Consider the following 18,819-nt stretch of genomic DNA (forward strand, 5'->3'; position numbering starts at 1 on the left):
CTGTCTCTGCTCGCATTTTAAAACCCTGTATTTACACTACAAAAAAGCAGGTTCGCCATCAGGCCAACCTGCTTCGATATATCTGCACCCTTATTGAACCGCGCCAATCTCGGTCTCGATGAGCTTGAATTCCGTTACGTCCGCGATCCCGCGATTGGTAATGCGAATTTCCGGAATCACCGGCAGCGCAATGAGCGAGAAGGTCATGAACGGGGCATGAATGAAGCATCCGAGCTCCTTCCAAGCCTCCTCCAGTGCTGCGACTTCCTCCGCTACGATCTCAACCGGACGGTCCGCCAGCAAACCGGCAATCGGCATCGCCACCTTCGCCAGCACCCTGCCGTCCCTTACCACGATCATGCCGCCTCCGCACGCTGCCAGCTCATTTGCGGCGAGTGCCATATCCTCGGCATTCGTGCCCATCACCAGCAGATTGTGACTGTCGTGCGCTACCGTGGACGCAACCGCGCCGGACTTGAGTCCGAAGCCGCTCGCAAAACCGAGCGAGATTTGCCCGGTTGCGCTGTGGCGCTCGATGCATGCCAGCTGAACCACGTCTTGATTCAGGTCCGGCTGGATGACGCCCTGCTCCACGGAGAGCACCGCGGTCATTTTGGCGGTACGGGCGCTGTTCTCGATGACGCGCACCACATTCACTTCCGTGCGCGTTGCATTGAATTTGCTGCGCAGCAGAAAGTCGTCCGCAGTAAGCGGACGCTGCAGCTGGACCGAGTTAAAGGCTTTTTCCGGGTATTGATATACCGGGAACGCCTTCACGAGTCGGCCGTTCTCTGCAACCACTTCGCCATCCGTGATCACGACCGAAGGCACCATGCTCAACAGATCATCAATCAGCAAAATATCCGCCGTTTTGCCAGGTGAAATGCTGCCAAGCTCCATGTCCATCCCGAAATAACGAGCGACGTTGATCGTTCCCAGCTGGATCGCCGTAACCGGGTCCACGCCCTCTTCCATGGCGCGGCGGACCACATGGTTCATATGTCCGAGTCTCAGCAGCGTCTGCGGATACACATCATCCGTAACCAGAGAAATATTGTCTGTACGCACCTTATCTTCCGTTATGACCTTAACCACTTCCTTCACATCCTGCCATGCCGAACCCTCGCGGATCATCAGATGCATACCGAGGCGAACCTTCTCCAAAGCCTGCTCCCGGGTTACCGTCTCATGGTCGGAGCTTACGCCTGTTGCCATATATGCCTGCAGCATCCGGTCATCCTCTGCCGGAAAATGCCCCGTCACCGTCTTGCCTGCACGCAGCGTGGCTTCGATCTCCCCGCTCATGGTCGGATCGCCATACACGACGCCCGGGAAATTCATCACTTCGCCAAGCCCGGCAACACCGGGCCATGTCAGTCCTTCCTCAATGTCGGCTACGCCCAGCTGCGCCCCGGCATCCTCCAGATCGAAGGTTGACGGCACACACGAAGGAACGGTGGTGAACACCTTCATCGGCAGCTGCTGCCCTTCCTCATGCATCCAGCGCACGCCCTCCATGCCGAATACGTTGGCAATCTCATGGGGATCCATATAAACCCCGGTCGTTCCGCTAACGATAGCCGCCTTGGCAAACTCGGTCACGGTGAGCATTGTGCTCTCCACATGCATATGACCGTCAAGCAGGCCCGGCGAGATATATCGGCCATTCGCTTCAATAACCCGAGTCCCCTCCCCGATCGTGTGATCCGCGTTGCCGATATAAGCAATGCGTCCGGAGGCCATGGCCACGTCCACTCGCTCCTGAAGCTCGCCTGTAAACACATTTACCAGCGTGCCGCTCTTGATGACCAGGTCGGCGGGCTCCTGTCCTAAGGCAACCTTCCCCAACTGCCGGCTGACCTCGTATCGTTTCTGTCTCTGGATTGAACTCATGATGATTGCACGCTCCCCTTTTTTAAATGAACGGTAAGAATACAAAATCGATCCGCTGTATAACACGCCAAACACCCCGGGCAGCGTATCTGCCCGGGGTGCCTGTACTTATATCCATAGAGGAAGAGAAGTCCCGTGCATCAGCAATGGTATGCTATCTAGTCTGCACATCACCTCATCTGTTAAAACCTGCCGGATTCCAATTCAGATGATTTTCCAGCACGGCTTCCATCATTGCGGAGCTTTAGCTGGGTGGTGGGATTCTCAACCTTCATGTAGTCAAGTCATTTACGGTAACCTGGTAGAAACGCCTGGGCCCTATTCCCCGGCATATACATCAAGATTTGATTTTGAAACATGACCCATTCAATTCTTTGGTCGTTTCATTTGTTGTATGAATTATAATCCTCCTGCCCGAGAAGTCAAGCCATTGGAAGGAACTGTACATCACACACCCTGCCAGCTTTAGGCTAATTTCCGTCCCATTCTGAGTACACGCTCAAGCCATTGCTTTCTTGCCACTTCAGGCATTTTGCGAAGCTGCGTAATGTTCGTGGCACGCACGCTGCCTACGCCGCAAAACTTCAGAATGGAATGTTTCATCATTTGATGCCCCGGCTGGCCGAGATAGAAACGGTAGTAGACGTACGGCGAATCCATCGTGACGATGAGACGGGCCGTTTTCCCTTTGAGCAGCTGCTCGGGCAAGGGCGAGTTCTTGCGGTACTTAAAGGCAAAGCCCGGCAGAAACACCCGGTCGATGAACCCTTTGAGCAGCGCCGGCATGCCTCCCCACCAATTCGGGTACACAAACACCAGGTGATCCGCCCAAGAGATCAGTTCCTGCGCTTTTTGCAAATCCGGCTCCAGCGGTTGTTTACCCTTATAGCCACCGGAGAGATTCAGGTCAAACTCCAGCTCCGAAAGCACCAGCTCCCGCACCTCCGCCCCGGATTCGGCCGCCCCCCTCGTATAGACCTCTGCCAGCTGGCTGCCATAGCTGTTCGCAATGGGATTGCCTTGAATAATTAAAACCTTTTTCATATGTTTCTTCCCCCTCATAATTTAGTTAACAAACACTAACTTGATGGTAAAAAGAAAAGGTCACGCCGGACCTTTTCCCAAACCTGTTAATGCCAATAAATGCGCCGTCACTTCAGGTGCCAGCGGCGACAAAGGTTCCTCCAGCTCCCCTTGCATCGTTGCGATCGCCAGCTGGCTGAATGCACCGATGATCAACACAGCGGTTAATCGCGTGTTCTGCGGCGGAATATCCCCCTGCAACACCGCTTGCTCAAGCAGATCATGCAAAGCGTCCAGCGGCTGGCGTCCTCTGCTCTTGAGCACCTCCGTAAACAGCTCGTGATGCTGGGACAAGAGCAGCAAGCCGTATTTATCCTCGTCATACGAAGCCAGCACCCGGTTGACGAGCGCCGACAGCCTCTCTGCAAACAAGCCGGACCGGGAAGCATAATCATCCACCAGACGCGTATAGCTGCTGCAGTATTCCTCGAACGCCTCCGCTGCCACGGCATCCTTATTCGTAAAATGCTTATAGATCGCCGCATCCGTTACACCCGCCGCCGCGCCGATCTCCTTCACCGATACGCCGTCCACGCCCTTCTCGGCGAAGAGCTTCATGGCAGCCTGCAAAATATCCTTCTTCTTGCTATCGAAATGCGGTTTCTTTTTCATGATCATATCATAAGTGAACACTAACCAAATTGCAATAACCAACGCAATAAAGAGGCTCCCCCTTGCCCGGAGTGCCTCTCCATTCATATTTCTTCGCTTTTCGCCGCTTAAAATGCACACCCAACCTTTTTTAACCATGAGCTCAATCTCATGCCTATGTTAAGCTCCGGCTTCGACAGGCGCCGCCTTTACCTTTTTGCCGTACAGCAGCATAAGCGGGATGCTGATCACAAATGCCCCGGCAACTAGCAAGAAGGGAATTCTCGGATCAATGCCATACGCCCAGCCGCCAATGATGCCGGATGGCGAAATGACAATAAGGATGAGCACCTGGAGCAGCGCGAATATTTTGGCGCGGTTCTCATCGTCTATGGCGTTGGCCACCGCAGTCTCCAAGTATGGGTACGTCATCATGGTGCCGATTGCGGCAATGACGGTGCTCAAGCTCAGCACCAGCAGATCCCCTTGCGGCGCAAACACCAGTATGACATTGGACAATACCGATATAACGAACCCCCATACCATCGTCCGGTGCACATGCTGCTCCCCGATCCGGGGCATGATCCACCGCATGAATATGAGCATAATAACGGAGGAGAATGCCGGGAAGACCGAGATCAGACCGCTGCCCAAATGCAAATATTCCACCATGAAAATGGAGACATAGGTCGTCTTCACCGTCATCTGAAAATTAAATAATATATACACGCCGAAGATCATCAGCAGCAGCGGGTTTCCGAGCATGCTCTTCATCACCGAAGCATAGTCGGACATCCCTTCCCGCAGGCTCATTGCCTTCGTTTCTTTCATCTTGCGGTAACCGATATCCGTCTCCCTTGTCGCATAGTGGCGCCCGATGAACTGGATCGTCATCAGGATACAGGCCAGCACGAACATGATGCGCACCCCGGGCACAAGCGTGAAATGATACACCAGCAGCCCGCCGATCGGTGCAAACAAGCCGCCGACAACGCTAATCAGCTGCAGCAGCGTAAAGACATAGGTCCGCTCCTTCGGTGCGGTGTCCTCCACCAGCAGACAGTAAAAGGCGGTATGCGGCACCTTCTGAAAACCGTTGATAACAGCCGCGATCACAAAAAACCAGAAGTTCTGCGAGACCGCCCAGAGCAGCGTAGCCACGGTCCAGCTTAGTACGTCGAAGTACAGCAGCGCTTTTTTTCTGCCTAAACGGTCCGTTAAATACCCGCTGAGAAACGAAGAAAGCACCTGCACAAGCAAACCGATGGAGGTAATCCAGCCGATTCCCGTCTCGGTTACCCCAAGTTGGTACATGTAGATCGAGGTGTACGTCGTGAACATGCTGTAAGGGATAAGAAACAGCGGCTCGTAAACGAGACAGCCCCGCGCATTGCCAGTCAATTGCCGAAACGAAGTAGAACCCATAATATCCTCCGGACCTGAAGTGTAGTCGTTGCTTAGCCATTATAGCGCAACCGGGCCTGCAGCAGGATAGCAATGTTGAAGGATTTTTGAGGCGACTCGGGAAATGCCGATCCAATCAGCAAGGTTACTCCTTGCCGCGCTCAGCAGCCCCCTCACCTTCTTGTAAGCCAGCCTCAGGCAATAGCACGGTGATGGTGGTTCCTCGGCCCACTTCAGACCACACCTTTACCCGGCCCCGATGTGCTTCGACAATCGCCTTGGCGATACTCATCCCGAGTCCCGAGCCGTCCATGCTCTCTTCAGTATTCGTTCCCCGGTAGTAACGCTCGAACAGATTGCAGCGGGTCTCTTCGTCCATCCCCACGCCTTGATCCGCAACCACGATCGCCGCACCTCCGGGACGTCTCTCCACCCGGACCTCAACGTTTACCCCATCCGGATTATGCTTCACGGCATTCGTGATCAGGTTATCCATCAACCGCTGCAGCCACTTGGCATTGCCGTCGACGAGCAGCGCCTCTTCGCCGCCGATATAGTTGAAATTCGCATCCAGCGTGGCATCATTGACGTATTTGAGCACGCAGCGGCGCACCAGCTCATTCAGGTCAAGCCGGGTCAACTCCTGGGGACGGATCTCGCTTCTCAGACGGAAGACGAGCGAGAAATCATTGATCAGCTCCAGCATGTAGTCCCCTTTTTCCCGAATCACCGTTCCCATCTCCCGCAGTTCCTCCTGACTCCAATCCTGCGGTGCATTCTCAAGCATATAGCCGTAACCCTGGATGGAGGACAACGGAGTACGCAAATCATGCGATATCCCGGACATCCATTCTTCCCGGTTACGATCGAGCCGCTCCCGTTCCCTCTCGGTCTCGGCAAGCTGCTCCGCCATCTTGTAAAACGAATGAATCACTTCCTTGTACAGCTTGAAGCGCGTGCGCAGCTTTCCGTTCTTACGGAATACCCGCTTCCGGTCCTTCGGCGTCAGCACTTCCTCGTAGGCTCCGCTCCCCATCCGCTCAAACCACCCGGTAAACAGCAGCAGCGGCCGGCTGTACCGATATCCATGCCATATGGCGACCCCTAGTGACAGCACAAGCACGCAGACCATCGTCCATAACGCCACACGGATCAGCTCGTTCATCATCGGTCTTTTCTCCAGCGCCCCGTCCTGCGGCGTATGATATACCCAGGTGTTGCCGCTGTCCGCATCGCGATAAACCGCGATATGCGTGGAATACGTGCCCGGCTGCTCCTGCATCGTAATGATCTCCAGCGGGTGGTAGCTTACCTTATTGTCTGAATCGGTTCCAATCGCTTGGACAACGCGGCCCTCCCGGTCAATGACATGCAAATAACCGCCTAGACCGGCTAATTCCCGTTCGAGCTCCGCTTCATCCTCCGGCCTCACCCTGCCGCCGTTCTGATAATGGGCATACCATTCCCGAAGATGGTCCGAACCCTCATCGATACGTCCGATCAGATACAGCAGCGGTTCTTCATAGGTCAGATCCATCTGCCAATCCATTGTGTACTCGCCGAGACGGCGCTCCTCCTTGATCTCAAGCAAGGTGCTTACCGAGTACTCCGATGGAACATCCGTAGTCGTATTGGTGGAAAGAATCACGTTTCCGTCCATATCCACCACTTGCAGCCACATATCCTTCTCTTGAAGCAGGAGCTTCCACTGTTCCTGCAGCAGGACCTCCCCATTCTCCGTCACCGTCTCGGTCACGATGCTGTTCAGGACACCTGTCGGAAAGTTCCGTTTGATCTCATCCTCGCTGATATGTTTGATCAGGAAGAATAAGAGCACGATCAGGAAGCAAAACATAAACGCCGAGAACGCAATCAATTGGTACGTAAAATGAAAGGCCAGCCTTCTGCGCAGTCTCATCGGGCTTTCTCCTTAACCAGCTTGTAGCCGAGCCCCCGGACCGTCAGCAAATATTGCGGGTTGCTCGGATCCTCCTCGATGCGTTCACGGATGCGGCGGATATGTACCATGACGGTGTTGTCCTCGCCCATGCCGTCGATGCCCCACACGGCTTCGTACAGCTGCGACTTGGAGAATACGACCCCCGGATGCTTGCAAAAATAAAGCAGCAGCTGAAAGACCTGCGCGGGACAAGGCACAGGCTCTCCCAGCACCGTAAGCTCGCCTGCGGATTCATCGACCTTAAACCGGCCGAAGTCCCATGCACGCTGTATTACCGGCTGCTCAGCCGACACGTTCGCCCCGATGCCGCCACGGCGCAGACGCGCCTTGATCCTTGCGGCAATCTCCAACGGATTAAAGGGCTTGGTGACATAATCGTCCCCGCCCATCGCAAAACCGGTCAGCACATCCAGATCCGACGCTTTGGCCGTCAGAAACAGGATGTGCGGACTGCCGTAGGAACGGATCTGCGGACAGAGATCAAATCCTGTGCCGTCCGGCAGCATGACATCCAGCAGCACGATATCCGCTCCGTGTGCCGCGATTTCACTGAGCGCCTCCTTACAGCTGGAAGCCGTGTATATGCGGTTAAAGCCTTCCTTGCGCAGCACCATCTGCAGCATTTTCACAATGGAAGGTTCGTCATCTACAATTAAAATTCGTGTTTGATCCATTTTATCCTCACCCGACATTTATGCTAGCACAACAACCTTAACAGGAGTTAAACAAATGCGGGAAGAGTTAAGAAAAAGTTAGGTTGCCGTTTCCGAGTTATTTCGTTTCGAGCTTTATACTTGGTGTCAGAGGTGATTGACATGAATTCAAATAAACGTTCCACGGCCGTGGATGCGATTCGCGGCTTGAGCTTGCTCGGTATCCTGATGGCCAATATGCTTATTTTTCAATACGGCATGTTCGGCAAAGACGAGCTGCATTTCTTCCAGCCATCCACGCTGGATCTGATTAGCCATGACATGCTGAAAGTATTCGTAGAGGGCAGCTTCATGCCGATCTTCACGTTCCTGTTCGGTTACAGCATGATCAAGATGCGGGAAAGCCTGATCGGCAAAGGGCTCAAATACGGACGCAGCTTTTTCCGCAGGTCCGTGCTGCTGATCGTTCTCGGTTTGCTCCATTCGACATTCATCTGGGAAGGCGATATTCTTCTGTTTTACGGAGCGATCGGACTCTTCCTGGTGCTGTTTGTGAAACGGAAGGCCAAAACAATCCTGATCTGGGGGATCCTCTTACTCGCGCTGATGTCCCTCCTCGGATATGGCTCTATGGAGCCTACGGCAGGTGAAGCCGAGCGTATGGAGAATTATGTGAAGCAGTCTATTGAGGTGTACGGCAATGGCACGTACAGCGAGATTCTGAACTTTCGTTCAACTGAGGAAATGCCCATCGACCTTCCGGATTGGTTGATGCTGCTGGTCATTCTGATTGCTCCGCTGATGAGCGCGCCAATGTTCCTGTTTGGTATGGTCGCCGCCAAACGCGGGCGCTTCCTCCATCCCTCCATGGAGATCAAGCTGTATCTAAGATGGTCTCTGCTCATACCGGTCGGGCTTGGACTAAAGACCGCAGGAGTTATGCTCGGATCCACCCACGGCTGGAGCGGCGTACTTACGATGCTTGGCGGACCTCTGCTCGCGCTGGGTTATATACATCTGTTCGCTTCCCTATATGCCTTCTCGTCTAAACAATCGGTCATCATCCGGGCGTTTGAAGCGGTTGGGCGGACGTCGCTAACCAACTATCTGACGCAAAGCGTTGTGTGCGTACTGATATTCTACGGATTCGGACTGGGTATGTTCGGCAAGCTCGGCGTGCTGCAAGGAGCGCTGCTGGCCGTCCTGATCTATGCTGTACTGGCAACGGGCAGCCTGCTCTGGTTGAAACGGTTCCGCAGCGGACCCGTTGAACGGCTGCTGCGCATCGGCACCTATTGGTCATGGAGCGGCAGGGCGAAACCCAAAGTCATGACGCCGGCTGCCGCCGTACCTGCGGCAGAGTTTCCGGCAGAAGGTCCTCCGGTGACTTAAGCATGCCGCAACTTTGGCTTGCCGGGGAGCCCTGGCTACGAGGCTTTTGTGGCTTTTGTGGCTTTTGTGGCTTTTGTGGCTTTTGTGGCTTTTGTGGCGCTTGTGACTTAAGCATGCCGCAACTTTGGCTTGCCGGGGAGCCCTGGCTACGAGGCTTTTGTGGCTTTTGTGGCTTTTGTGGCTTTTGTGGCTTTTGTGGCTTTTGTGGCGCTTGTGGCTTTTGAGGCTCCCTAGCTCCCAAGATGAAATCGGCCCTTCCGTTCAGGTATAATGGACATACAGGCAAGGGGTTAGACATTTTTGGAATTTATCCGGTCGTTATCGAAGGAGGAATCTTGCATGCTGGTTGTTACAAACTCGATTAAGGTTAAACCGGGCTTCGGACAAGAAATTGCGCAGCGATTCGCTGAAGCGAAGGGTGTCCAGGAGATTGAGGGATTCGTGCGGATGGAAGTATGGCACGAAGCCAAAGAAGGCGCAGAGGCAGAGGAACTGAAGGTCTCTACGGTATGGGAAAACGAGGAGGCGTTCAAACGCTGGACTTCCAGTGAATCGTTCAGGCAATCCCACGGTCAGGGCCGGAATGAGAATATTTTGGGCGCTTCCTTGAATAAATATGAGCTGTTGATCAGTCATAAGAAGTAATATGGAACGGGTTTTCACCATAAATACCCCGCCCGGGCGATTGCCTGTGGCAGGGTATTTTTTTGCAGTGATAAGACAATTGCCTTCTCCATTCATTCGTTCACGATCCCTGTGAAACCGTAAGAGACATACCTCAAGGCTCCTGATCGTTTATCGTGTATCCCGGCAGCAATTCAGGGTTGTGGGATCGACCCAGCTCGACCATATACGTGTTCAGATCGTTCAACGCGGGACCCGCCAGCACATACGATTGTCCATCCACCTCAAACTCGTTCGCTACGCGAACCTCCTGCTCGCCCTGCACAACGTCCATAAAGAACAGAAATCCCGGTGACTCGTTATCTGTGATCCGCTTGGCTTGAAGACTGTCCACTCGCTCCATGACCGGTTCTATGTCCTGCTTCTGATCCAGCACCATCCGTGTCCCATCCCCATAGATCACATGAATGGCCTTCACCTTCGCTGCATCCAGCTTCATCAGCTTCTTGACGGAGTACAGTCTCTCGTCTGCAGACCCCGCATCCTCGTCAAATCCGCTGCAGCCGACCAGACCCAGAACAACGATAATTCCAATCATCAAGATGAACGCGAGCTTACTGGACATTCCTTCATCCCTCCAAACGAAAATCTCACCATCTGTGTCTCCATTCCAAAGTCACCAAATATGATCAGGGCGAAATGGTTATATTAAGCACGATCAGGCAAAGCCATACATTCTGAGCAAAAGGAGCTTACGTCATATGGAAAGCACGCACGATTTTGTGGAAAAAATGAACGAGAATGCGGAGAAGGCCCGTCGCAACAAGGAAAATCACGGCAAAGGAACACCAAGCGACAAGCTGCCGACCAAGCAGCACGGCACCAAGAAGTAAAATGACGTTTACCGCGATCCTCACAGGATCGCGGCTATTATATCAGGAACGGTTCAAACACCGGTTATCCGCGCTTCCTATTACATATGATTTACAGACCGTCGGATGCCTGCTTCAGCAAGGATCCGAGCGCATCATAATCGACCTGCTGTCCGGACGTAATTTTGATGGTTTTTCGTTCAGGCGGTCCTTCAAACAACGCTTCAGGCCAATCCAGGCCATCCGCATTGAAAATCGTAAAGCTCACGGCGCTCTTCGCGACGCTGATCACAGCTGCATATTTTCCGTTTTTCAGAAAATGGGGCTTTTTGTATTGAAGCCGTTCCGAAACGTCCGGGATCGTGCCGTGCACAAGCTCCCGAAGCCGCTCGCCGACCTCCACCTTCCAGGTATCACTAATGGCTGCAATGTAATCCGTAACTTCTTGATTCATCTTATTGGCTCCCTCTTAATCGTAGTATGGTATTTTTCCAACTCAACCCTGATGAACCATCTGCCAGGTCATGCCGTACCGGTCTACCACTTCACCGTAGTAGGCTCCCCAAGGCTGCAGGGCAAACGGATATTTCTCGGTCCCCCCAGCGCTAAGATGGCCATAAGCGGCACGCGCATCTTCCTCGTGATCAAACGTGATGGCCATCCCCATGCTCGTGCTCTTGCCGGTTTCCTGAAACGCATCGGTGAGGATCAGCTTGTTGCCGCCAGCCAGCGTTAACGACATGTGCATAACCTTATCCTGATGGGCTTCCGGTATGCCCGGCATGTCCTTGAAGGTAGTCAACAAATCGATCTCTCCACCCAGCGCTTGCATGTAAAAATTCGCCTGACCTCTTGCATCCTCCGAAATAATAAAAGGTACCATTTGTGCTTGCATGTTCATCTTCCTCTCGGTTTTTTTGTTTTATATCTAAATGACGAACGAGATTTTATGTAATCGACACATCTTCATATTTTTTAAAAAGTTTCTCTAAAAATTTTCTTCAGTTTGTCTTAGGACTTCGCTGACAGGCATTCTGCCGCACGGTCAAGCAGCAAAGCACGTTCCCTCAGGTTATCCGTCAGCGATGCGGCCAGCTTGAACTCCGCGCAGGCTTCATCCAGGCGCCCCAGCTTGAAGAGCAGGTCTCCCCTTACGCTCGGAAGGAGATGGTATCCCTTCAAGGCCGGCTCGCCACGTAAAACATCCACGATCTCAAGCCCGATCTCCGGACCGAAAGCCATGGAGAGAGCCACGGCCCGGTTCAATTCCACGATGGGCGAAGGAGAAACCTGGGCCAAGGCCTCATATAACGCGGAGATGCGAATCCAGTCGGTCTCTGCTGCAGTGGGCGCTCCGGCATGACAAGCGGAGATGGCAGCTTGTATGGCGTAAGGTCCCGTCATTCCGCCCAACCGCTCGATCCGTTCCAGAGCGGCAAAACCGCGCCGAATCAATAAATAATCCCACAAGGCCCGATTCTGGTCCATGAGCAGGACAGGCTCCCCCTCCGCATTGACCCGGGACTTGAACCTAGAGGATTGAAATTCCATTAACGCAACCAATCCATGTACCTCGGCCTCCGTCGGCGCGATCTCTGCCAGCACCCGCCCGATCCGAAGCGCTTCCTGGCACAGCAGCGGTCGAATCCACTGGTTGCCCGAAGACGCCGCGTACCCCTCATTAAACATGAGGTAGATGACCTCAAGAACCGATGACAACCGCGGTTTAAGCTCGGCTCCCTGAGGAATCTCGAATGCCACCCGGGTCGCCGACAGCGTCCGTTTGGCACGAACGATTCGCTGCGCGATCGTCGGTTCAGGCACAAGATAAGCGTGAGCAATCTCCGCTGTCGTTAATCCGCCGAGCAAACGCAGCGTCAGAGCTACGCGCGCCTCAGGGGAAAGAACCGGATGGCAGGTCATGAAGATCAGCCGCAGAAGATCATCGTTCACTTCCCCCGCCTCCGGTACCTCCATATCCGAATCCATCCGGGAATCCATTTCGCGTCCGAGCAGCTCATACTTCTGATCGCGCACCTTATTCCTGCGCAGCAGATCCAGCGCTTTGCGCTTCGCAGCGGTCATGAGCCATCCACCCGGATTATCCGGTATTCCGTCTATCGGCCAGTGTTCCAGCGCAGCGATTAGCGCATCCTGAGCAAGATCCTCGGCGATCCCGACGTCACGAACCATTCGAGTCAGGTAGGCAATGATTTTGGAGGATTCGATCCTCCAGATGGCATCGATCGTACGATGGGTATCTGCAGCTGACATTATGGATTCTGCCTTTGAATGTGTTCACGCATTTCGTATTGTTTAGCCTGCGCCTCCGGATCCTGCGTCAACTCTGTCGGTTCAAAGACCTGGCGGAGCTCGATCTGCCCCCCACCGAAGCCGTGCGGATCCGGCATGCGTTTAGCCCATTCGATCGCCTCTTCCCTCGTCTTTACTTCGATCAAGGTATACCCCGCGATCAGTTCCTTCGCTTCCGTAAAGGGGCCATCGGTAATTTTCGGCTTGCCCCCCGGCTCTGGATAAGATATCCGAATGGCGCCTGAGCTTGGATGGAGTCCGTCGGCAGCAAGGAGCACGCCCGCTCTGGCCAGCTCCATGTTGTACCTCATCATGGCATCCAATTGCTCTGCGCTTGGCAGCACGCCTGCCTCGGAATCCTCGGTTGCCTTTACAATCATCATAAATCTCATTCTTATTCCCTCCTGGTTATCAAGACTAAACTTAAAATTTTCGTTCTATGCTTAACCAACGAATAGAGAATCCCCTAATCGACAAAGGCGTCAACATTTTTTAAAAAAATAATAGGTTACAACCATTTCGTTACTGGGCCGTGTATTCCTGTTAAAAAAATTCGGCTCCATGAAAAAAAGACCAATCAAGGCAAAACGCTTGATTGGTCTATGAGAAGGCGATGATCCTGATCCAAACCCGTTCCTATGGCAGGCTGTTTATCCCATGGACTTGGCTCGCTCTCGATATGTTTTATTCTTCGCCCGATTGCCGCAGGCTTTCATCGAGCACCATTTTCCCGTTCCCGGCCGCGAGCGGTGTAATTTTACGAAAAGTTGGACAGGAGATCGCCACATCGGCACCGAAATGATTAGCTACCATTTTTAAGGAATGCGGTGATCTTTTATGGATACTAACATTCCGAACCGGATCCATATTATCGGCTCCGTCGGAAGCGGTAAAACGACACTCGCCAGGACCCTGTCCACCCTGTTCCACATTCCTTATTACGAGCTCGACAATGTGGTGTGGGAGCGAGCCGAGCCGAACGATATTCGGAGGAGTGAAGCAGACAGGGATGCGCTGTTACTAAGTATCGTCAACAAGAAATGCTGGATCATCGAAGGCGCTCACCTCAAATGGGTCAGCCCCAGCTTCCGCCGTGCAGATCTTATCGTACTCCTGAAACCGTCCTATTCAACAATAACCTACCGAATCATCACAAGGTTCATCAAGCAGCGACTGCGACTTGAACAGGCGCACTACACCCCCACCTGGGACATGTTCAAAAAAATGTTCGAATGGAGCGCCACTTATCAACGGGAAGGCAGATATCAGATTCAGAATACGCTCGAAGATTATCCCGGCAAAGTGGTCGTCGTAAAAGACCTCAAACAGCTGAAACAACGGCTCGAACAGTGGAGGTCGCCCATAGAACATCAAGAAAGGACCTCCGGTTAACCGGAGGTCCTTCTCACTTAGAAAATATCCATGCTCAAATACCGCTCCCCCGTATCCGGGGCAATGCAGACTACCCGATTCCCTTCCCCCAGCCGCTTCGCTACGCGAAGAGCAGCGAATACCGATGCGCCGGAGGACGGTCCTACCAGAATGCCTTCCCTGCGGGCCAAGTCCCGCACCGTCTGCAAAGCATCCTCGTCGGCGATCTGGATGATCTCATCATATACGCCCGTATTCAGAATCTTCGGTACAAAGCCCGGGCTCGTGCCCACCAGCTTGTGCGGTCCAGGCTGTCCGCCGGAGAGCACGGGCGAGCCCTTCGGCTCGACTACCGCGATGTGCAGGTTCGGCAAGGACTTCCTCAGCTCTTCCCCGGTTCCGGTTACGGTACCGCCCGTTCCCGCCGTCGCCACGAAGGCGTCAAGCCGACCTTCCATCTGCTCCAATATTTCCGGCGCCGTAGTCACCCGATGAATATCCGGGTTGGCCGCATTCTCGAACTGCTGCGGAATGAAGCCTCCGGGAATCTGCTCCTTGAGCTCCAGCGCCTTGGCAATCGAACCCGGCATGCGTTCGCTGCTCGGTGTCAGCACGACCTCCGCGCCGTACGCCTTCAATATATTGATCCGTTCCTTGGACATATTGTCCGGCATAATCAGGATAGCCCGGTAACCCTTGGCGGCCGCAATCATCGCCAGGCCAATGCCGGTATTCCCGCTTGTCGGCTCAATAATGGTACCGCCCGGCTGGAGGAGTCCTTGTTCCTCGGCGGTATGAATCAGGTTGTACGCCGCGCGGTCCTTCACGCTGCCGGAAGGATTGAATCTCTCAAGCTTTACATAGACATCGGCAGCGCCTGAAAGCACTAGGCGCTGAAGTTTCACCATGGGCGTCTGACCGATCATATCCACCACACTGTTATAAATCTTCACGATGTTGAAACTCTCCTTTATATATGAAGTGAAATCATCCTCCACCAAACCGAATTACTATAAAGACAATAAGCTTACTCGGATTATAACAAAAACGTCGATCGGCGTACATTCTCAGATGACAGACCGCTGTTAGAGGAAGTTTTTCTTGCGATATCAGGAAGTTACAAGCTTGGAAGCTTATGCTTTCTGATATCTTAACAAAAACGTCATTCGGCGCACATTTCCAGATGACAGACCGCGTTTAGAGGAAGTTTTTTTCTTGCGATATCAGGAAGCTACAAGCTTCGAAGTTTATGCTTTCTGATATCTTAACAAAAACGCCATTCGACGTACATTCTCAGAAGACAGACCGCGTTAAGCCGGGCCAGGCTCGCCGCTTCCGTATGAATTTATGGTATGCTATCCAAAGAGAATAACGGTCGGGCTCCCCCTCGGAAGACAAAATTCTTCCATGGTCTTGTGCACGATCCGCATGTTAGAGGAGGCGCAAGAAAGCGTGAATATTCCGCTGTCACTACCTGAAGATCAACCCGTTCTGCTGCTCGACCGGACCCATGATTTATCGCATCAGGACGTGCTGTACCATTTTGCGCTGGACGAGTTCCTATGCAGGCTGACCGGAGATGGCGGGCCAGCCATCTGTCATCTGTGGCGGCATCCGCGCGCTTTTGTGATGGGCGTGCGCGACAGCCGCCTCCCTTATGCGCCGCAAGGGGAAACCATGCTTCGCTCTCTCGGCTATGACACTGCCGTCCGCCATTCGGGCGGTGCTGCCGTACCCTTGGACGCTGGCGTGGTGAACCTGTCCCTCATCCTCCCCTTTTCCTCTGCGGGACCGGCGCCTGACTTTCATCAGGACTTTGAAATCATGGTGGAGTTGATCCGGGAAGCCCTCCGCGGCACCGGACAGAACGTAGATACCGGCGAAATTGCCGGTGCCTTCTGTCCGGGAACGTTCGATTTAAGCATAGGCGGCCTTAAATTCTGCGGTATTGCCCAGCGGCGGCAACGGAAAGCGTTCATTATCCAAGCTTTTATCATCGCCGAAGGGTCGGGCAGCGAGCGCGCCCGGCTGGTTCGTTCCTTCTATGATATTGCCGCTGCGGGAGCAGACCCCAAGCGGTATCCTCTGGTAGAAGCTAACAGCACCGCCAGTCTTGAAGAGCTTACGAGCATCGGCACCGGCCAGAACGCCGTGCACGCGTTTATAGCCGCGGTAAAAGAGGTCATCCGCAGCTGGCAGTCAGGCAAGGAGCTGACAGAGGCCGCTTCCAGGTTTACGATGCCAGGCTCGGAGGAGATTCGTAATATGGCTGAGCAAATGCGGCAGCGGTATAACCTTAATTAAACATCATAAAGAACCATAGAGGCTGATAATCAGTTCTATATGGTTCTTTATATTCTTTCATTTTGCGGTACTGACGGGAGCATGCAACAGTTCTTGCTGTTCTTGCGGATATCCAAGAGACGAATAAACAAACTAATGGACACTAGATCCGTTATTTCAAAAAAAACAGCAACTTTCCCCGTACTTCCGGACTCAGAATCCGCTATCTACTATAAATACCACGATTATCAGCCATATTCTATGTAATAACGGATCAGGTGTCCTCATTTAACCCCCAACCCACCAATCGTGGCATAATAGCGGAACCTCTGTCCTCAAATCATCGCAACAGTTAACACACTCATGCAGTGTCTGGTATTCCGCGGGTCAACAAACCTCGCCCTATTGATACAATCCGTCCATCAATCCATTCGCGTCCTTCGATTCATTCTATCCGTCCGACACAGCAGGTTGATCGTAACGAATCAGCCGTTCGGGTCGATCCACACAATCCATCCATCAATTTCAATCCAATAATCAATTCACCCTGGGACCCAAATAACCGAATCTTTCATTTTGGCACCATCACCTGACAGTTAGGCCAAGTTATTAAAATTAGAACCGTGTATCATACCTAGATTACTTTATTTTTACAATTCCACCATTCACCGATGATATTCCCTTAACACTTCCCCTATAAACTTGTCCTGATGGCAATTTATACATTAGGGGTGGATAAGCTTGAATAAAACGATGGACCGCAAAACGTTTCTGTCTTATCTGGGTACGGGCGCAACCGCATTGGCAGCCGCTTCCGCAGGCTTAGGTGTACTGGAAGGGAAGGCTTCCGCCATGTCCGGAACCGCAAATCATCTGTTCGGATTCAAAACGAATCGGGTCAGCGGCTACTTCGAGCCAATCGAACCAACCAAAGCAGACCAGCTCGTCCTGCCTAAAAACTTCAAATATGATGTCATTGCGGCTTTCGATGACGTGATCAATCCGGCTGGCGAAAAATTCGGCTCCGGCTGTGATTACAACGCATTTTTCCCGATTAAGGGGTCCAATGTCCGCGGCCTCCTGGTCAACAATCACGAGTACTCCACCATCTTCTCGATCGGACCTGTGAAGGACGGGAAGATGACGGCAGATCAAATCCATAAAAACCTGTATTACCAAGGCATGTCGGTCATCGAAGTATACCGTGATGAGAAGGGTGTATGGAAAATGGACACCACTTCCACCCATGCCCGCCGCATCAACGGCTTCAGCAAATTCGATATCACCGGCCCGGCCAAAGGCATCCCTGCCCTGAAAGGCGCCACGACGGCTACCGGCACGTTTGCCAACTGCTCCGGCGGCGTCACGCTGTGGAACACGGTCTTGTCCTGCGAAGAGAATTTCGAGGACACCGCGGCGGTTTCGAACCTGCCGGATACGCATTACGGCTGGGTCGTCGAAGTCGATCCATTCGATAAATCCTTCCTGAAGAAGCACACCGCCCTCGGCAGATTCAATCATGAGAATACCGCGATGGGGCTTGCCGCAGATGGCCGGGTCGTTGTCTATATGGGCGACGACAAGAAGGATGCCTGCGTCTATAAATTCATCAGCAACAACAAGTATGACAAGAGCAAAGGCCGTGCCAATTCCGCGCTTCTGGAAGACGGAACCCTCTACGTTGCCAACCTGAAGTCAGGCAAATGGATGCCGGTCACCTTGGAAGCTGTAAACAAGGCCGCCGCAGAAGATAAAGAGGCCAAAGCTAAATTCAAATCCCAAGGCGATGTGGTCACTTACTGTCAGGAAGCTGCACGTCTTGTCGGCGGAACACCGACGGACCGTCCGGAGGACATCGAAATTTCGCCGTTTGATAACACGGTGTTTGTCTGCCATACGAACAACGACAATCATGGCAACATTCATGGCCATATTACACGCATTTTTGAAGCCGGCAACGATCTGGCCGCCATGGAGTTCGACTTTGAAATCTTTGCGGCCGGCGGACGCCAATCCGGCTTCAGCTCGCCGGACAACCTGGCGTTCGACTCGAACGGCGATCTGTGGGTCGTAACGGACATCTCCAGCAGCAGCCAGAACAAAGGTGTTCACAAATCCTTTATGAACAACGGACTGTTTGTAATTCCAACAAGCGGGCCGGATCAAGGAGTCGCGCTTCAATTCGCCTCCGGTCCGGTAGAGTCCGAGCTTACCGGCCCATTCTTCACCCCCGACGAGCAGACGCTCTTCCTGTCCGTTCAACACCCGGGCGAGAATACGGAGGACCTCAGCAAACCAACCAGCACATGGCCTCACCGCTCCGGCGAAAACATGGCGCGCTGCGCTGTCGTGGCAATTAGCGGCTTCAAACTGGAATAAT

Annotated in this window: 19 protein-coding genes and 1 riboswitch; of the genes, 6 read left to right on the top strand and 13 right to left on the bottom strand. The window is 53.2% G+C overall.

Annotated features, from left to right (window positions below; translation table 11 throughout):
• Positions 1-90: 90 nt before the first annotated feature.
• From ade to AC0VZ8_RS32075, 6 genes are all read right to left on the bottom strand, one after another.
• Positions 91-1,893: an adenine deaminase gene (gene ade, locus AC0VZ8_RS32050; RefSeq protein WP_475485484.1), complete on the bottom strand. Its 1,803-nt coding sequence runs from the start codon at positions 1,891-1,893 to the stop codon at positions 91-93.
• Positions 1,894-2,149: 256 nt separating this feature from the next.
• Positions 2,150-2,251: riboswitch (purine riboswitch) on the bottom strand.
• A 107-nt stretch (positions 2,252-2,358) separates the two neighbouring features.
• A complete protein-coding gene (locus tag AC0VZ8_RS32055) occupies positions 2,359-2,937 on the bottom strand; it encodes an NAD(P)H-dependent oxidoreductase (protein WP_475485485.1) in 579 nt (192 codons plus the stop codon).
• Positions 2,938-2,997: 60 nt separating this feature from the next.
• The gene (locus AC0VZ8_RS32060) at positions 2,998-3,588 is read right to left on the bottom strand and encodes a TetR/AcrR family transcriptional regulator (protein ID WP_475487792.1); all 591 of its coding nucleotides are present in this window, start codon (positions 3,586-3,588) and stop codon (positions 2,998-3,000) included.
• Between the two features lie 159 nt (positions 3,589-3,747).
• Positions 3,748-4,992 carry an MFS transporter gene (locus AC0VZ8_RS32065; RefSeq protein ID WP_071218778.1) on the bottom strand — a complete coding sequence of 415 codons (1,245 nt, stop codon included), beginning with the start codon at positions 4,990-4,992 and terminating at the stop codon, positions 3,748-3,750.
• Positions 4,993-5,116: 124 nt separating this feature from the next.
• Positions 5,117-6,889, bottom strand: coding sequence for a sensor histidine kinase (locus AC0VZ8_RS32070; RefSeq protein ID WP_475485486.1), 1,773 nt, complete (start codon positions 6,887-6,889; stop codon positions 5,117-5,119).
• On the bottom strand, positions 6,886-7,605 hold the full coding sequence (locus AC0VZ8_RS32075; RefSeq protein WP_071218776.1) for a response regulator transcription factor: 720 nt from the start codon (positions 7,603-7,605) through the stop codon (positions 6,886-6,888). The genes AC0VZ8_RS32070 and AC0VZ8_RS32075 overlap by 4 nt, the downstream gene beginning before the upstream one ends.
• Positions 7,606-7,746: 141 nt before the next feature.
• Between AC0VZ8_RS32075 and AC0VZ8_RS32080 the strand changes: the two genes are divergently transcribed.
• A complete protein-coding gene (locus tag AC0VZ8_RS32080; protein WP_475485487.1) occupies positions 7,747-8,976 on the top strand; it encodes a DUF418 domain-containing protein in 1,230 nt (409 codons plus the stop codon).
• A gap of 339 nt (positions 8,977-9,315) precedes the next feature.
• Complete coding sequence (locus tag AC0VZ8_RS32085; RefSeq protein WP_475485488.1) at positions 9,316-9,621, top strand: antibiotic biosynthesis monooxygenase; 306 nt, start codon at positions 9,316-9,318, stop codon at positions 9,619-9,621.
• Positions 9,622-9,754: 133 nt separating this feature from the next.
• Here AC0VZ8_RS32085 and AC0VZ8_RS32090 read toward each other — a convergent pair whose 3' ends face one another.
• Positions 9,755-10,225 carry a hypothetical protein gene (locus tag AC0VZ8_RS32090; RefSeq protein WP_475485489.1) on the bottom strand — a complete coding sequence of 157 codons (471 nt, stop codon included), beginning with the start codon at positions 10,223-10,225 and terminating at the stop codon, positions 9,755-9,757.
• A gap of 136 nt (positions 10,226-10,361) precedes the next feature.
• On the opposite strand from AC0VZ8_RS32090, the gene AC0VZ8_RS32095 reads away from it, so the two are divergent.
• Positions 10,362-10,493 (top strand): DUF4023 domain-containing protein, encoded by a 132-nt coding sequence (locus AC0VZ8_RS32095; protein WP_009590359.1) that lies wholly within the window; start codon positions 10,362-10,364, stop codon positions 10,491-10,493.
• 91 nt (positions 10,494-10,584) lie between these two features.
• Here AC0VZ8_RS32095 and AC0VZ8_RS32100 read toward each other — a convergent pair whose 3' ends face one another.
• The 5 genes from AC0VZ8_RS32100 to AC0VZ8_RS32120 form a co-directional block, all read right to left on the bottom strand.
• On the bottom strand, positions 10,585-10,926 hold the full coding sequence (locus AC0VZ8_RS32100; RefSeq protein WP_260068660.1) for a DUF1801 domain-containing protein: 342 nt from the start codon (positions 10,924-10,926) through the stop codon (positions 10,585-10,587).
• Between the two features lie 42 nt (positions 10,927-10,968).
• On the bottom strand, positions 10,969-11,367 hold the full coding sequence (locus AC0VZ8_RS32105; protein ID WP_071218771.1) for a VOC family protein: 399 nt from the start codon (positions 11,365-11,367) through the stop codon (positions 10,969-10,971).
• A gap of 116 nt (positions 11,368-11,483) precedes the next feature.
• Positions 11,484-12,746: an RNA polymerase sigma factor gene (locus AC0VZ8_RS32110; protein WP_475485490.1), complete on the bottom strand. Its 1,263-nt coding sequence runs from the start codon at positions 12,744-12,746 to the stop codon at positions 11,484-11,486.
• A complete protein-coding gene (locus AC0VZ8_RS32115) occupies positions 12,746-13,177 on the bottom strand; it encodes a YciI family protein (RefSeq protein WP_220687237.1) in 432 nt (143 codons plus the stop codon). Before AC0VZ8_RS32115 ends, AC0VZ8_RS32110 begins: the two co-directional genes overlap by 1 nt.
• 258 nt (positions 13,178-13,435) lie before the next feature.
• Positions 13,436-13,573 (bottom strand): CGNR zinc finger domain-containing protein, encoded by a 138-nt coding sequence (locus tag AC0VZ8_RS32120; RefSeq protein WP_260068666.1) that lies wholly within the window; start codon positions 13,571-13,573, stop codon positions 13,436-13,438.
• Between the two features lie 49 nt (positions 13,574-13,622).
• On the opposite strand from AC0VZ8_RS32120, the gene AC0VZ8_RS32125 reads away from it, so the two are divergent.
• Positions 13,623-14,177, top strand: a complete 555-nt coding sequence (locus tag AC0VZ8_RS32125) for a P-loop NTPase family protein (RefSeq protein ID WP_475485491.1) — start codon at positions 13,623-13,625, stop codon at positions 14,175-14,177.
• A 17-nt stretch (positions 14,178-14,194) separates the two neighbouring features.
• Here AC0VZ8_RS32125 and cysK read toward each other — a convergent pair whose 3' ends face one another.
• Positions 14,195-15,082, bottom strand: coding sequence for a cysteine synthase A (gene cysK / locus AC0VZ8_RS32130; protein ID WP_475487793.1), 888 nt, complete (start codon positions 15,080-15,082; stop codon positions 14,195-14,197).
• A gap of 526 nt (positions 15,083-15,608) precedes the next feature.
• Here cysK and AC0VZ8_RS32135 point away from each other — a divergent pair.
• Both AC0VZ8_RS32135 and AC0VZ8_RS32140 read left to right on the top strand, forming a co-directional pair.
• Entirely contained in the window at positions 15,609-16,460 is an 852-nt protein-coding gene (locus AC0VZ8_RS32135) for a lipoate--protein ligase family protein (RefSeq protein WP_475485492.1), read from the top strand.
• A 732-nt stretch (positions 16,461-17,192) separates the two neighbouring features.
• Complete coding sequence (locus AC0VZ8_RS32140) at positions 17,193-18,818, top strand: PhoX family protein (protein ID WP_475487794.1); 1,626 nt, start codon at positions 17,193-17,195, stop codon at positions 18,816-18,818.
• The last annotated feature ends 1 nt before the right edge of the window (position 18,819 follow it).

The sequence above is a fragment of the Paenibacillus sp. QJM3NY_38 genome (assembly GCF_056173265.1).